This is a genomic window from Vibrio litoralis DSM 17657, assembly GCF_000426765.1.
In the GTDB taxonomy this organism is placed as follows: Bacteria; Pseudomonadota; Gammaproteobacteria; order Enterobacterales; family Vibrionaceae; genus Vibrio; species Vibrio litoralis.
Genome location: NZ_KE384567.1, coordinates 26,510 through 41,435 on the forward strand (window position 1 = coordinate 26,510; position 14,926 = coordinate 41,435).

The window sequence follows — 14,926 nt, forward strand, 5'->3', positions numbered from 1 at the left end:
GGAAAAAGTATGTTGTCGTTAATTGAACAGATTCGTCACGGTATGATTTGGGATTTTCCTGGTGGTATTCATCCGCCTGAAAATAAAATCCAATCGTCAACAGCGCCTATTGTTCATGCGGAATTACCTGAAGAGTTTGTATTGCCGCTGAAGCAACATATCGGTAGACCGGGTGATGTCTGTGTTAATGTCGGCGATAAGGTTTTAAAAGGTCAGCAGTTAACTCAAGCCAACTTAGCTTTTATGGTACCAGTGCATGCACCAAGTTCCGGCACGGTCACTGCGATTGAAAAACGCACCATCGCCCACCCTTCTGGTCTTTCTGATCTTTGTATTGTGATCAAACCAGATGGCAACGACACATGGTGTGAAAAAAAGCCAGTTTCCAATTATTTAGAACGAGACTCTGAAGTATTAATTGAAAAAATTCGCCAGTCAGGCATTTCAGGCATGGGTGGCGCAGGCTTCCCTACCGCACGCAAACTGCATACGGGTTTAGCGAAAACCAAAATACTCATCATCAATGCCGCAGAATGTGAACCTTATATCACGGCCGATGATCGCCTTATGCAAGATTATGCTCAAGAAGTCATCCAAGGCGTTCAGGTTATTCAGCATATTTTGCAACCTGAAGTGACAATCATTGGTATTGAAGATAACAAAAAAGAAGCCATCGCTGCTTTAGAAGAAGCAGCCAAAGATGTTGATCTTATTATTCGTGTTATCCCCACTAAATACCCATCAGGCGGCTCGAAGCAGTTAATAAAAGTGCTGACTGGTCGTGAAGTGCCAAGTAAAGAACACTCCGCGGCGATTGGTGTGTTAATGCAAAACGTGGGTACGGCTTTTGCTATCAAGCGCGCGATTATTGATGGTGAACCATTGATTGAACGCGTCGTTACTTTAACCGGTGATTCTTTTGCCCAAAAAGGTAATGTTTTAGCGCGTCTAGGTACGCCAATATCCGCACTACTACGTCAATTCGGTTACAAGGCCGAGAAAAAGCATCCTCGTTTGATTATGGGCGGCTCTTTGATGGGCTTTACTCTGCCACATGCGGATGTGCCAATTACTAAAATCACCAACTGTATTTTAGCGCCGAAACGTAAAGAAATTGCTCCAACAGGCCAAGAGTTAGCCTGTATTCGTTGTACCGCTTGTGCGGAAGCTTGCCCGGCTTCACTACTACCACAACAACTACAGTGGTATGCCAAAGCGCAAGATTATGAAAAATGTGAAGAATACCATCTCTCTGATTGTATCGAGTGTGGCGCTTGTGCTTATGTCTGTCCAAGTGATATCCCACTAGTACAATATTACCGCCAAGCGAAATCAGAAATTTGGACGCGTAATCAAGAAGCTAAAGAAGCTGAACGTGCTAAGCAACGCTTTGAAGAGCGCCAAAAACGCTTAGAACGTGATAAACAAGAGCGTGAACAGCGCTTTAAACAAGCCGCGGAAAAACGTCGCAGTGAAATGAAACAAACCAGCGGTGATGATGCGGTCGCAGCCGCAATTGCGCGCGTCAAAGCTAAACAAGCCGAAACGGAACAGCCAGCAGAAAAAGAAGTGAAACCTGCGGTAGCAGCGGCAATCGCAAGAGCTAAGGCCAAACAAGCCGCAGCAGCAAAAGCGGGCCAAACTGAACCTGATAATTCAGAAATGAGCAAACTGCGAGAAGAACGTAAACGCCTAGCACGAGAGAAGAAAGCTCAGCAGCAAGCAGAAGGTTCTCAGGCTGACGAACAGCAAACAAAAGAGCCGACGTCAAACGACGCTACAACTCAAGAATCAACACCGAAAAATGCAGCGGTCGCAGCTGCAATTGCGCGTGCTAAAGCTCGTAAAGCAGCGCAACAACAAGGTGCGGATGAAATAGCGCCTGAACAAACAAACACTGAAAAAGCAACGACTGAATCGGACATTACTCCAACAGAAGCAAGCGATCCGAAGAAAGCTGCGGTAGCCGCTGCGATTGCGCGCGCTAAAGCTCGTAAAGCGGCGCAACAAGGTGCTGATGAAATAGCGTCTGAACAAGCAAGCACTGAATCGGATACTACTTCAGCAGAGGCAAGCGATCCGAAGAAAGCTGCAGTGGCAGCTGCAATTGCTCGTGCCAAAGCTCGTAAAGCGGCACAACAAGATGCTGATGAAATAGCGCCTGAACAAACAAACACTGAAAAAGCAACGACTGAGTCGGATACTACTTCAGCAGAAGCAAGCGATCCGAAGAAAGCTGCAGTGGCGGCTGCAATTGCTCGCGCCAAAGCTCGTAAAGCGGCCCAGCAGCCAAATACAGAAGTGCAAGATACAGATGGGCAAAGTGCTGATGAGACTAGTTCTGAGAAACCAGCGCGAAATCAAGCAAGCGCTGAAAAACCAGCGACTGAGTCGGAGACTACTCCAGCAGAAGCAAACGATCCGAAGAAAGCTGCAGTAGCCGCTGCAATTGCTCGTGCTAAAGCTCGTAAAGCGGCGCAACAACAAGATAAACCCCAAGAAGAAATCACATCCAATAATGACTCACAAAATAGTGAATCAACGGATGAGTCTTCATCAAAAGATAAACCAGACTCTGAAGTCACCTTAGATTTATTGGATATTCCAGTATTTATCGACAAATCATCTCAGGAGAAAAAATAGTGTCGTTCTTTATAGCGAGTTCTCCACACGTCCGCGTTAAACGCACCACATCGAATATTATGATGTGGGTCGCCTTATGTTTATTGCCTGGCATTGCGGTACAAACCTACTTCTTTGGTTACGGCGTATTGATCCAAGTGGTTTTTGCTATTTTATTGGCTTGGCTATTTGAAGCCGCCATTATGCTAATGCGTAAGCGCCCACCTATTCTGAGCTTAAGAGATAATAGCGCTCTGGTCACCGGTATGTTGATCGCAGTGGCTATTCCTCCGCTTTCACCGTGGTGGATCCTTGCTATTGGTATCTTCTTTGCCATCATCATCGGTAAACATCTCTATGGTGGTTTAGGTCAAAACCTATTCAACCCTGCAATGGTCGCTTATGTGGTATTGCTTATCTCGTTTCCTGTTCAAATGACAAGTTGGGTAAGCCCTGAATCATTAGCGCATGTGCATTTACATTTTGATGATTGCTTAAAACTCTTTTTTACCGGCTTCAATCTTGATGGGTTATCTCTGCAGCAAGTTCGTGCAGGTATTGACGGTGTCACGATGGCAACGCCTCTCGATACTTTCAAAACTTCACTTCGCGCCGGACATACCGCAAGTGAAATCATGCAACAACCTACTTTTGCTGGTTTAGCCGGTGTCGGTTGGCAATGGGTGAATATTGCCTTCTTATTAGGTGGGCTCGTGTTAGTAAGATTACGCATAGTTCAATGGCAAATTCCTCTAGCAATGCTAGTTAGCCTATTAGTGGTAAGCACGATTACTTCTCTATTTGCTCCCGGGACAACTGCCTCCCCTATTTTGCACCTACTTTCTGGCGCAACCATGATTGGAGCCTTCTTTATTGCTACCGATCCTGTCACTGCCTCTACCACGACGAAAGGTAGAATCATCTACGGTGCATTTATCGGTATTGTAGTGTTCTTAATTCGCAGTTGGGGTGGTTTCCCTGATGGTGTGGCCTTTGCGGTTCTATTAGCCAACATGATGGTGCCATTAATTGATTACTACACCAAACCACGTACTTATGGGCATGTAAGGTAATATCGCTATGCTAAATGCAATGAAAAAAAATGGCGGCATCTTGGCAGTCTTTGCGATTGCTTCTACCTCTTTGGTTGCGATCACTAATCGGGTAACACACGACACAATTGTCGAGCAACAACAGCAAGAGTTGCAAAAAACGCTCAACCAAGTGATCCCGCAAAGCATGCACGACAATCAATTGTTCGCATCATGTATGCTGCTACCGTCACAAAGTACCGTCACCACCGAGCCACTGCCGGCGTATCTGGCAACCAAAGCTGGTCAACCGACGGCCATTGCCATCGAGACTTATGCGCCTGATGGCTATAATGGTGCGATTAAAATTATCGTTGGTTTGAATATGCAAGGTGTGATTACTAGCACTAGAGTATTAGCTCATAATGAAACCCCAGGCCTAGGCGATAAAATAGAAACTCGTAAAACTGACTGGATTTTTAGCTTTGACCACAAAACGGTCAGTCAAAGTAACGACTCTGAATGGGCGGTACGTAAAGATGGCGGACAATTTGATCAGTTTACTGGTGCTACCATTACCCCTAGAGCGATTGTGAAAGCGGTGAAGAAAACCGTGGTGTACTTTAAACAAAATAAACAAAGCATTCTCAACCAACCATTAAACTGTGAGGGATAAAATGTCTGAAGATAGCGCAACGCTTGACACATCATTGGATTCTGCAACCCAAGTTTCTGATCCTGAGAATAAGCAGTTAATGAAAAATGGCTTATGGGATAATAACCCTGCCCTTGTGCAACTATTGGGTTTATGCCCTTTGTTGGCGGTGTCATCGACCATCACCAACGCACTTGGCTTGGGTCTTGCGACTATGCTGGTACTAATTTCAACCAATACGATTGTCTCGCTAGTACGTCACTACGTTCCTAAAGAAGTTCGAATTCCCATCTTTGTGATGATCATTGCTTCTGTCGTAACTTGTGTTCAGCTATTGATGAGTGCTTATGCTTACGGTCTCTATCTGTCACTTGGTATTTTCATTCCTCTTATCGTCACCAACTGTGTGATCATTGGTCGCGCAGAAGCCTACGCATCTAAAAATGCCCCGAAAAAAGCCGCCTTAGATGGTTTCTGGATGGGCCTTGGTATGCTCGCTGCCCTAACGGTTTTAGGCGCGCTACGTGAAGTGATTGGACAAGGTACTCTGTTTGACGGCGCAGACCTGTTACTAGGTGATTGGGCGGCCTCTTTACGCATTGAAGTTTTCCATATTGATAGCAGCTTCTTACTTGCTCTACTACCACCGGGCGCATTTATCGGCGTGGGTTTCTTAATTGCGCTAAAGCAAGTGATTGATAAGCAAATCGATAAGCGAAAACCAGCAGAAGAAAAACCAACTATTGAGCGCGCTAGAGTGACTAACGCCTAACGAATATAGAGACTGATTGGTAAAAAAATGAATAATGAAAAACGCCGACTGATCCTTGAAAGGCTACGTGAAGGTAACCCCAACCCTCAAACTGAGCTGAATTGGTCAACGCCATTTGAGTTATTGATCGCGGTACTTCTTTCGGCTCAAGCTACCGATGTCAGCGTCAATAAAGCCACAGATAAACTATATCCGGTGGCCAATACTCCTGAAGCAATTCTGGCACTAGGGGTTGATGGATTAAAAGAATACATCAAGACGATTGGCCTGTTTAATTCTAAAGCAGAGAACACCATTAAGACTTGTAAGATCTTAATTGAAAAACATAACAGCCAAGTGCCGGAAGATCGCGCGGCATTAGAAGCATTGCCGGGCGTAGGTCGAAAAACCGCTAATGTAGTACTCAATACCGCTTTTGGTTGGCCAACCATCGCGGTCGATACTCATATTTATCGTGTATCAAATAGAACAAAATTAGCAATGGGTAAAACGGTTGATGACGTTGAAGCCAAGTTATTAAAGGTTGTACCTAAAGAGTTTAAACTCGATGTTCACCACTGGCTAATTCTACACGGCCGCTACACCTGTATCGCACGTAAGCCACGCTGTGGTAGTTGCCTGATTGAAGATCTCTGCGAGTTCAAAGAAAAAGTTTATCCTGAAGAGTAATCATGCCGTTTGATTACTTTACATTCTAATAAGGAGCACACAATGTCGAATGGAAGAGTTTTGCATACTATGGTTCGTGTTGGCGATCTTGATCGTTCAATCGAGTTCTACACCAAAGTTCTTGGTATGCAACTAATACGTAAAAATGAAAACGCGGAATATAAATATACTCTCGCTTTCGTAGGCTACGGTGATGAATCTCAAGGTGCAGTGATCGAACTGACCTACAACTGGGATACTTCTGAATACGATCTAGGGACAGGCTACGGTCACATTGCGATTGGTTTTGATGATATCTACACCGCATGTGATGCAATTAAAGCAGCTGGAGGTACGGTTACTCGTGAGCCTGGCCCGGTAAAAGGCGGCAGCACGCATATCGCATTTGTTAAAGATCCAGATGGCTACATGATTGAGCTTATCCAGCGCAACCAAATGTCTGCAGGCTTAGAAGGTTAATTGACCTCTATCCCCCCCTAAATACAAGAGCCCTATTATCAGGGTTCTTTTTTTATTCACATAGACGCCTTTTTATTCATATAAACGCAATAAATCAAACTCTCCTCATTCTTTCGTGGTAGCAATAAAAAATCATTTATTCTAAATAAAACCTCATATTTAACGGCTAATAAACCATATTAGTGAGTGAAGTTAAATTCCTAATCTGCAATAATACGCGCCTAAATTCATGGATCTGAAAGTATATGACTGACATAAATGAAGCCTTGACACTAAAACAGCGATTTCGTGGCTATTTTCCCGTTGTTATCGATGTGGAGACCGCGGGTTTTAATGCTCAAACTGATGCATTACTCGAAATCTGTGCTGTAACCTTAGCCATGGACGAAAACGGCGAGTTATATCCAGCCTCTACCATTCAATTCAATGTTGAGCCATTTGAAGGCGCAAACCTTGAGAAAGAAGCCTTAGAGTTTACCGGCATTCGTGATCCATACAGCCCATTAAGAGGCGCAGTCACTGAAGCGGAAGCGCTCAAAGAAATCTTCAAATTAGTCCGTAAAGAACAAAAAGCAGCAGATTGCAGCAGAGCGATCATGGTTGCTCATAATGCGAACTTTGATTTGAGTTTTGTCATGGCAGCAGCGGAACGTAGCAAACTGAAACGTATTCCATTTCACCCTTTTGCCACATTTGATACCGCAGCACTCAGTGGCCTAGCCTACGGTCAAACCGTACTAGCGAAAGCTTGCCGCGCCGCAGGTTTTGAATTTGATAATCAAGCTGCGCACTCAGCTCTCTATGATACTCAAATTACCGCTAAATTATTTTGCAACATAGTGAATAAATGGAAAGCTTTAGGTGGTTGGCCATTAGCTGATACAACCGAAGAAAAGCAATAATACCAACTCAGATTGGTAACACACTTATACAACATTAATTTATACAAAGAGAATTACAATGAACCCTGTCGTTATCTCCGTTTGCTTAATGCTTGCACTATCGGTTTTCCGAGTCAATGTCGTGATAGCTCTAACCTTGAGTGCCATTACTGGTGGATTACTTGCCAATATGTCACTTGATCAAACCATCTCAGCCTTCCAATCAGGTTTAGGTGACGGTGCAGAAATCGCTTTAAGTTATGCTTTATTAGGTGCTTTTGCGGTTGCACTATCTCAAACTGGTATTACTGACATTTTGTCTAATGCAGTAATTAAACGCGTCCATGGTAAAGAAAATGAAAAAGCTTCAAGCATGGTGAAATACGCCATCTTCGGCGCGCTATTCATCATGGCAATTTTCTCTCAAAACGTTATCCCAGTTCATATTGCCTTCATTCCAATTATTGTTCCGCCACTACTATCGGCTTTCAATAAAATGAACATCGACCGTCGTATGGTTGCGTGTATCTTGACCTTTGGTTTAGTGACTCCATACATGACTATGCCTATCGGCTTTGGTGGCATCTTCTTAAATGACATCTTATTACCTGCTCTACAAAGCAATGGTTTAACCACTGCTACTGCAGCGCAAATCCCTGCCGCTATGGTTATCCCAGCTTGTGGTATGGTTTTTGGCTTATTAGTAAGTGTTTTCATTAGCTACCGTAAGCCACGCACTTATACTGAGAAACAAAATGAAGCCGCTGAAGTAAAACAAAAAGGCATTGATAAAAAAGCAGTGATTGTTGCAGTAATTAGTATCATTGCGACTTTATCTGCTCAGTTATATTCTGGCTCAATGATTGTAGGCGCACTAGTTGGTTTCATCATTTTATCATTCGGTAAACCGTTCCAAACGAGCCAAGACAACTTCACTCGTGGCGTTCAGATGATGGCGATGATTGGCTTTATCATGATTTCTGCCAACGGCTTTGCAAGTGTAATGAAAGCAACTGGTGGTGTTGAAACCCTAGTGACCTTCTTACAAACTAGCATGAGTGGTCACCAAGCTTTAGCCGCGCTAATGATGCTAATCGTTGGTCTATTGATCACTATGGGTATCGGTTCATCTTTCTCTACCATTCCAATCATCGCCACTATCTACGTGCCTCTTGCGATTTCTTTTGGATTCTCACCAGCGGCAACCATTGCACTGGTTGGTACTGCAGCCGCGTTAGGTGATGCCGGCTCTCCAGCGTCAGATTCAACCTTAGGTCCAACATCGGGCTTAAATGCTGATGGACAGCACGATCACATTAAAGACTCTGTGATCCCAACATTCCTACACTACAACCTACCGCTTATCGTGTTTGGTTGGATTGCGGCAATGGTTCTGTAATTATTACCTCAAGTTAAATACAAGCGCATGCTTCGTTTAATCGAAACATGCGCTTTTTTGTAGCTGAAGCTAAATACTCTTAGTCTTTCGGTTTTAATCCAACCCAACGTTTCGTGGTCTCAATACTATTCGCCCACTTCATTCGCTGCTCGATATCTTTCAAGCTGGTGCTCTCCGAAGCATAATCCAATTTCACTACGTAATATTTTTCGCCAAGTTGTAACACTAAGCTGGGGAAAGAATGAACTCCGAGCAACTGACAAAACTCACGTTGACGATCAAACTCCTGTTCTACGTCAGCACTTTTGCAATCATGAGTAAATCGTTCAACATCAAGATTAAGCTCCTCGGCTAATTGAGCGTGTGTTGAGTCGGTATGCGGCGTCATCGCTCGTAAATAATAGGCTTGCTGAATAGCCTGATTCATCGCCTCTCCAGCTCCCTGATGTTGAGCGGCAATCACAGCTCGACAAGCGGGATATGTTGTCCTAACAGGCTCGGCGAGTGTCCAATAATCATAATTAAATTGAGTGCCTAATTGGCTTTCAATTCGTTTCCACGTTTGCTGCAACATTACTCGCATCTCTTGTGGCATAGGCTCATGATTATCTGGAGCAAGCCCACCAAGCAAATATTCCACTTGGATACCTTCAGGTAACGCTGATTTTAATTTATCCCATGTCGGTTTGTAGCCCCAACACCAACTGCACATAGGATCGTGAATGTAATACAAAATCCCTTTCATCATTAACTCTCTCTATTTTATACCCAAGTGACTTCAAGATGCAGAATTCAGAGCTATCATCCAATCCTTTAGGCAAGGAAGATTGGCGAAGGAATGTAAGCACCTTTCAAACCAATCTGACGCAGCATAAAGGTTTGGATGAAGCTCCCGAAGGGCAAGTTAAAATAAGCTTTATGCTGCGTTAAATTGAATAGAGATAGAATAACTATGATCATATTCAATTTGCCTTGCCTATAGCTTGTTTTATTCTTGCTGAAACTTGCACCTTGAAGTCACTTGGGTATAGATATAAAAAAAGAGCCGCAATTGGCTCTTTTTCTTTCAGTAAAAAATACTTTTTATTCTTCACTTGCCGGCGCACGTGCTGCCGCTTCTTTGATCAAGGTTTGCAATTCACCTTTTTGGAACATCTCGATGATGATGTCACAACCACCAACTAGCTCACCTTCAACCCACAATTGTGGGAATGTTGGCCATTGAGCGTATTTTGGTAATTCAGCACGGATGTCTGGGTTTTGTAGAATATCTACATAAGCAAACTTCTCACCACATGACATCAAAGCTTGTGAAGCTTGAGAAGAGAAACCACAGCTTGGTAGTTTCGGTGAACCTTTCATGTATAACAGAATTGTGTTTTCAGAAATCTGTTGTTTAATTTTATCGATAGTTTCCATTACTTCCTCTCTAGGATTTCAGCATCGCTTTAAGTTGTTAGTCCATTCTACTTGTATCTATAACAGAATAAAAAGGCATTATTTGTAAGGGTATTCTAATTGCCCTATTTATGCACCGTATTGTTACGCGATTTGGAACATTCTCTAACCTACTACTCATGTACAAATAAGTGATGCATAAGAAATTTTTGGATCCAAGTCTTTTAATAAAGTAAAAACTTGCTAAACTGAGCTTAGTCGTTAATGGCTCAAACTGATGCTTAACAATTGTCACTTAATCATTTCATTGTTTAAACAAGACGATCGATGTTTCACTGTCATGGAAATGGCATCATCAGTTAGTATGATTACAACAATCGGAAGCTGTTCTATTTAGAACACAAGAAAGTCCCTTTCTAACACATGGAGATTTGAGCAATGGCATTTGAATTACCAGCCCTGCCTTACGAAAAAGATGCACTAGAACCACACATCTCAGCAGAAACTTTAGATTACCACCACGGCAAACACCACAACACATACGTGGTTAAGCTAAATGGCCTAATCCCTGGTACTGAGTTTGAAGGTAAGTCTCTTGAAGAAATCGTTAAGACTTCAACAGGCGGCATCTTTAACAACGCAGCACAAATCTGGAACCACACTTTCTACTGGCACTGCCTAGCTCCAAACGCTGGCGGCGAACCAACAGGTGCTGTTGCAGAAGCAATTAAACAACAATTTGGCTCATTCGATGAGTTCAAAGCAAAATTCACTGATTCTGCAATCAACAACTTCGGTTCTTCTTGGACTTGGTTAGTGAAAAAAGCAGATGGCTCTCTAGACATCATCAACACGTCTAATGCAGCAACTCCACTGACAGAAGAAGGCGTTACTCCACTTCTTACTGTTGACCTGTGGGAACACGCATACTACATCGATTACCGTAACGTTCGTCCAGATTACATGAATGGTTTCTGGGCACTAGTTAACTGGTCTTTCGTAGAAGAAAACCTAATCAAATAATTCCCGATCCGTCGAGAAATCATTTGATGCTCAAAAGACTGGCTTCGGCTGGTCTTTTTTATGTTCTGACCTTTCTGTTTAATAATTTGGTGTGGTTATACACAGAAAATAAAAAATATTTTATTCACAGCTCTTTCCCTTATAGATTAGTAGTTTTCATTATTTCATTTCAGTTCTTTGATGTTATTCACAGGATCTTTACACGTTTTACTACCATTATTACTATCTAAGGCCCATAGACACCTTGGAGGTAATAATTAACGCCATTCATGGCTTTGTGTTTAAGGGCATTAGGTATTTTTTATTTGATACCAATGAGGTGCTATATGAACATACAAAACTCCGTCGTGGTAATCACATCAGCAGGCTCTCATTTAGGTCAAAATTTAGCTCAACACTTTCTTTCTCTAAATGCTAACGTCATTCTCGTTGATAACAACGAAGCATCGCTAAATCAAGCTTTACATCATTGTCAGCCGTACTCTTCCAATGTATTCCAATATCTTCTCGATGATGAAAGTTTTGAAAGTGTCCAACCTTTGTTTTCTTCTATCAACCAACAGTTTGACAAAGGTATTGATGTCTTAATTAACCTATACCCTAGCCTACCATCCCCTTCTCTTATCAAGGATGAACAGATCGACAGATACAGCCGTCAATATTCAAAACTGGCAACGACTATGCTTTGCTTTAGTAAATTGGCCGCCAGACAAATGCTGCATAATCAGAAACGTGGTGTGATTGTTAACCTATCAAGTCAAGAGCAAGACAGCATTTCTCAACCCTCTTCTTTAATCTCCGAGTTTACTCAGAATTGGGCTAAAGAATTAATGCCCTTTAATATTCGGGTGGGAGGGATATTACCAAGCCGCGCTGAGCGACACACTAAACATCGTGGCTGGGCAAAGAGCCATGATGAGCTGATCAGAAACACTGAGTACATTGTGGAAAACGAGTATTTTAATGGTCGTATTTTAGATTCATATTAATCGAAGTAGAACGCTCAATTTAGTCGTCTGTCATTCAAAAACTTCAAAACCAAAACGTAAAAAAGCCCTGCTTACATCATAAGCAGGGCTTCCATTATTTCAGGCTAAGATTATTTTTTCTTAGCTGCTTTTTTTACTGGCTCTTCAGTTTTTTTAATCACTGTTGTGCCTTCGAACGTTTCACCTTCGATGTATGCTTTACCATAGTAAGCCGCTTTCAGTACTTCTTTAAGCTCAGAAATTAGAGGGTAACGTGGGTTAGCACCAGTACATTGGTCATCAAACGCATCTACCGCTAAGTCATCTAGTTTCGCAAGGAAATCAGCTTCGTTAACACCAGCCGCTTGGATAGACATTGGGATATCCAAGTCTTTCTTCACTTCATCCAACCAAGTTAATAGACGCTCAATTTTCTGTGCAGTGCGGTCACCTTCTTGGCTTAGGCCTAGGTGGTCAGCAACTTCAGCATAACGACGACGTGCTTGTGGACGGTCATATTGAGAGAATGCAGTTTGTTTAGTTGGGTTATCGTTAGCGTTGAAACGGATAACGTTAGAGATCATTAATGCGTTAGCAAGACCGTGTGGGATGTGGAACTCTGCACCAATTTTGTGTGCAATGGAATGACATACACCTAGGAATGCGTTCGCAAATGACATACCAGCGATAGTGGCTGCGTTATGTACTTTCTCACGAGCGATTGGGTCAGCTGCGCCATTTTGGTAGCTAGATGGTAGGTACTCTTTAAGCATCTTAAGAGCTTGTAGAGCGTGGCCATCTGAGTACTCGTTAGCAAGAACTGAAACGTAAGCTTCTAGTGCGTGAGTAATGGCATCGTAACCACCAAATGCCGTTAGAGACTTAGGCATGTTCATAACAAGGTTCGCATCAACGATAGCCATGTTAGGAGTTAGCTCGTAATCCGCTAATGGGTATTTCGCGCCAGTACGATCATCGGTTACAACTGCGAATGGTGTCACTTCAGAACCGGTACCAGACGTTGTAGTTACACATACTAGTTCAGCTTTTGCGCCCATTTTAGGGAACTTGTAGATACGTTTACGGATATCCATGAAGCGCATTGATAGTTCTTCAAAGTGCGTTTCTGGGTGCTCGTACATAACCCACATAATTTTCGCTGCATCCATTGGTGAACCACCGCCTAGAGCAATGATTACATCTGGTTGGTAGCTTTGCATTTGTGCTGCACCTTTTTCAACAACAGATAGCGTTGGATCCGCTTCTACGTCGAAGAAAGTTTGAACTTCCATACCTTGAGCTTTAAGTAGGCTCACGATTTCATCTGCATAACCGTTGTTGAAAAGGAAACGGTCAGTTACTAGGAATGCACGTTTTTTGCCTTCTAGGTCAGTCAATGCAACAGGTAGGCTGCCACGACGGAAGTAGATTGATTTTGGAAGTTTATGCCACAACATATTCTCAGCTCGCTTAGCAACCGTTTTCTTGTTGATTAAGTGTTTAGGACCTACGTTTTCAGAGATAGAGTTACCACCCCATGAACCACAACCTAGCGTTAGCGAAGGTGCAACGTTGAAGTTGTACAAGTCACCGATACCACCGTGAGTGGTTGGGATATTGATAAGAATACGCGCTGTTTTTAGTTTATCGCCGAAGTATTTGATACGGTCTGCGTTCGTGTCTTGGTTTGTGTAAAGACCAGAGGTGTGACCGATACCACCGATTTCAACCATAGTTACTGCTTGTTCAACCGCGTTTTCAAAAGAAGACGCACGGAACATACCTAGAGTAGGAGATAGTTTCTCATGAGCGAACTCGTCGTCATGGCTTACAACGCCACCTTCACCGATTAATACTTTAGTATCGCTAGGAACTTTAACACCCGCTAACTCAGCAATTTTAACCGCAGGTTGACCTACGATATCAGCGTTTAGGTTGCCGTTGATTAACAGAACTTTACGTACTTTATCTGCTTCTGCTTTTGATAAAACGTAACCTTTGTGAGAAGCAAAACGCTCTTTCACTTCTTCGTACACTTCATCCATCACGATTACTGCTTGCTCTGAAGCACAAACTACACCGTTATCGAATGTTTTAGACATAAGAACAGAAGCAACTGCACGCTTGATGTCAGCCGTTTCATCGATAACAACAGGAACGTTACCTGCACCTACACCGATAGCTGGCTTACCAGAAGAGTATGCAGCTTTAACCATGCCAGGGCCACCAGTTGCAAGGATAAGGTTGATACCGTCATGCTTCATCAGTGCGTTAGATAATTCAACTGAAGGTTGGTCAATCCAACCGATGATGTCTTTAGGAGCACCCGCAGCAACAGCAGCATCTAGTACTAATTTTGCCGCATCGTTGGTTGAGTTTTTCGCACGAGGGTGTGGAGAGAAGATAATACCGTTACGAGTTTTCAAAGAAATAAGAGATTTGAAAATCGCAGTTGAAGTTGGGTTAGTGGTTGGAACGATACCACAGATGATACCAACTGGTTCAGCGATAGTGATTGTGTCAGTGCCTTCTTCAAGGATGCCACAGGTCTTTTCATCGCGGTATTTGTTGTAGATAAACTCTGAAGCGAAGTGGTTTTTGATAACCTTGTCTTCAATGATACCCATGCCAGATTCCGCTACCGCTTGTTGTGCTAGAGGAATACGTGCTTGGTTAGCTGCTAAAGATGCTGCGCGGAAAATTTTATCTACTTGTTCTTGAGAAAAAGTAGCAAATTCCTTTTGTGCCGCTTGAACGCGTGCGACAAGAGCATCTAGTTCAGCTAAGTTAGTTACAGGCATAATGAATCTCCTAAGATTTAAAATTAAAAACTATTTAGTAAGACTACTGTTATCACTAATAAAAGTGCTAACCGATGCCGGTCAAATTTGCCTTAGTAAATTGCTTTCAAAACTGAGTATATGCTTTCAAATATTAAAAATATTGATGTAGATCAGTTCCTGCAATCTAAATACTACTAAAGCGGTAGTCACTTAAAATCAATAATTACAACATACTGTTTTTACATATGTTTTATTTATTTTGATTG

At 42.7% G+C, this 14,926-nt stretch carries 13 protein-coding genes; 10 read left to right on the plus strand and 3 right to left on the minus strand.

The window, feature by feature from the left end; translation table 11 throughout:
- The first annotated feature begins 9 nt into the window (after nt 1–9).
- The 8 genes from rsxC to K358_RS0113745 all read left to right on the plus strand — a co-directional run bounded on the left by rsxC (nt 10) and on the right by K358_RS0113745 (nt 8,488).
- A complete protein-coding gene (gene rsxC, locus K358_RS18565) occupies nt 10–2,643 on the plus strand; it encodes an electron transport complex subunit RsxC (protein WP_083962828.1) in 2,634 nt (877 codons plus the stop codon).
- Nucleotides 2,643–3,695 carry an electron transport complex subunit RsxD gene (rsxD, locus tag K358_RS0113715; protein WP_027697354.1) on the plus strand — a complete coding sequence of 351 codons (1,053 nt, stop codon included), beginning with the start codon at nt 2,643–2,645 and terminating at the stop codon, nt 3,693–3,695. Before rsxC ends, rsxD begins: the two co-directional genes overlap by 1 nt.
- A gap of 7 nt (nt 3,696–3,702) precedes the next feature.
- Entirely contained in the window at nt 3,703–4,329 is a 627-nt protein-coding gene (gene rsxG, locus K358_RS0113720) for an electron transport complex subunit RsxG (protein WP_027697355.1), read from the plus strand.
- Nucleotide 4,330: 1 nt separating this feature from the next.
- The gene (locus K358_RS0113725) at nt 4,331–5,080 is read left to right on the plus strand and encodes an electron transport complex subunit E (protein WP_083962829.1); all 750 of its coding nucleotides are present in this window, start codon (nt 4,331–4,333) and stop codon (nt 5,078–5,080) included.
- A 27-nt stretch (nt 5,081–5,107) separates the two neighbouring features.
- Complete coding sequence (gene nth / locus K358_RS0113730) at nt 5,108–5,749, plus strand: endonuclease III (RefSeq protein WP_027697357.1); 642 nt, start codon at nt 5,108–5,110, stop codon at nt 5,747–5,749.
- 42 nt (nt 5,750–5,791) lie between these two features.
- Complete coding sequence (gene gloA / locus K358_RS0113735) at nt 5,792–6,208, plus strand: lactoylglutathione lyase (RefSeq protein ID WP_027697358.1); 417 nt, start codon at nt 5,792–5,794, stop codon at nt 6,206–6,208.
- 245 nt (nt 6,209–6,453) lie between these two features.
- The gene (rnt, locus tag K358_RS0113740) at nt 6,454–7,110 is read left to right on the plus strand and encodes a ribonuclease T (protein ID WP_027697359.1); all 657 of its coding nucleotides are present in this window, start codon (nt 6,454–6,456) and stop codon (nt 7,108–7,110) included.
- A 58-nt stretch (nt 7,111–7,168) separates the two neighbouring features.
- The gene (locus K358_RS0113745) at nt 7,169–8,488 is read left to right on the plus strand and encodes a Na+/H+ antiporter family protein (RefSeq protein WP_027697360.1); all 1,320 of its coding nucleotides are present in this window, start codon (nt 7,169–7,171) and stop codon (nt 8,486–8,488) included.
- Nucleotides 8,489–8,567: 79 nt separating this feature from the next.
- Here K358_RS0113745 and K358_RS18570 read toward each other — a convergent pair whose 3' ends face one another.
- Both K358_RS18570 and K358_RS0113765 read right to left on the minus strand, forming a co-directional pair.
- Nucleotides 8,568–9,233, minus strand: a complete 666-nt coding sequence (locus tag K358_RS18570) for a DsbA family protein (protein WP_051241355.1) — start codon at nt 9,231–9,233, stop codon at nt 8,568–8,570.
- Nucleotides 9,234–9,571: 338 nt separating this feature from the next.
- Entirely contained in the window at nt 9,572–9,907 is a 336-nt protein-coding gene (locus K358_RS0113765; RefSeq protein ID WP_027697361.1) for a Grx4 family monothiol glutaredoxin, read from the minus strand.
- Nucleotides 9,908–10,324: 417 nt separating this feature from the next.
- Between K358_RS0113765 and sodB the strand changes: the two genes are divergently transcribed.
- Both sodB and K358_RS0113775 read left to right on the plus strand, forming a co-directional pair.
- On the plus strand, nt 10,325–10,909 hold the full coding sequence (sodB, locus tag K358_RS0113770; RefSeq protein ID WP_027697362.1) for a superoxide dismutase [Fe]: 585 nt from the start codon (nt 10,325–10,327) through the stop codon (nt 10,907–10,909).
- 326 nt (nt 10,910–11,235) lie between these two features.
- The gene (locus tag K358_RS0113775) at nt 11,236–11,898 is read left to right on the plus strand and encodes an SDR family oxidoreductase (RefSeq protein WP_027697363.1); all 663 of its coding nucleotides are present in this window, start codon (nt 11,236–11,238) and stop codon (nt 11,896–11,898) included.
- A gap of 110 nt (nt 11,899–12,008) precedes the next feature.
- On the opposite strand, the gene adhE is transcribed toward K358_RS0113775, so the two are convergent.
- Nucleotides 12,009–14,678, minus strand: a complete 2,670-nt coding sequence (adhE, locus tag K358_RS0113780; protein ID WP_027697364.1) for a bifunctional acetaldehyde-CoA/alcohol dehydrogenase — start codon at nt 14,676–14,678, stop codon at nt 12,009–12,011.
- Nucleotides 14,679–14,926: the final 248 nt, after the last annotated feature.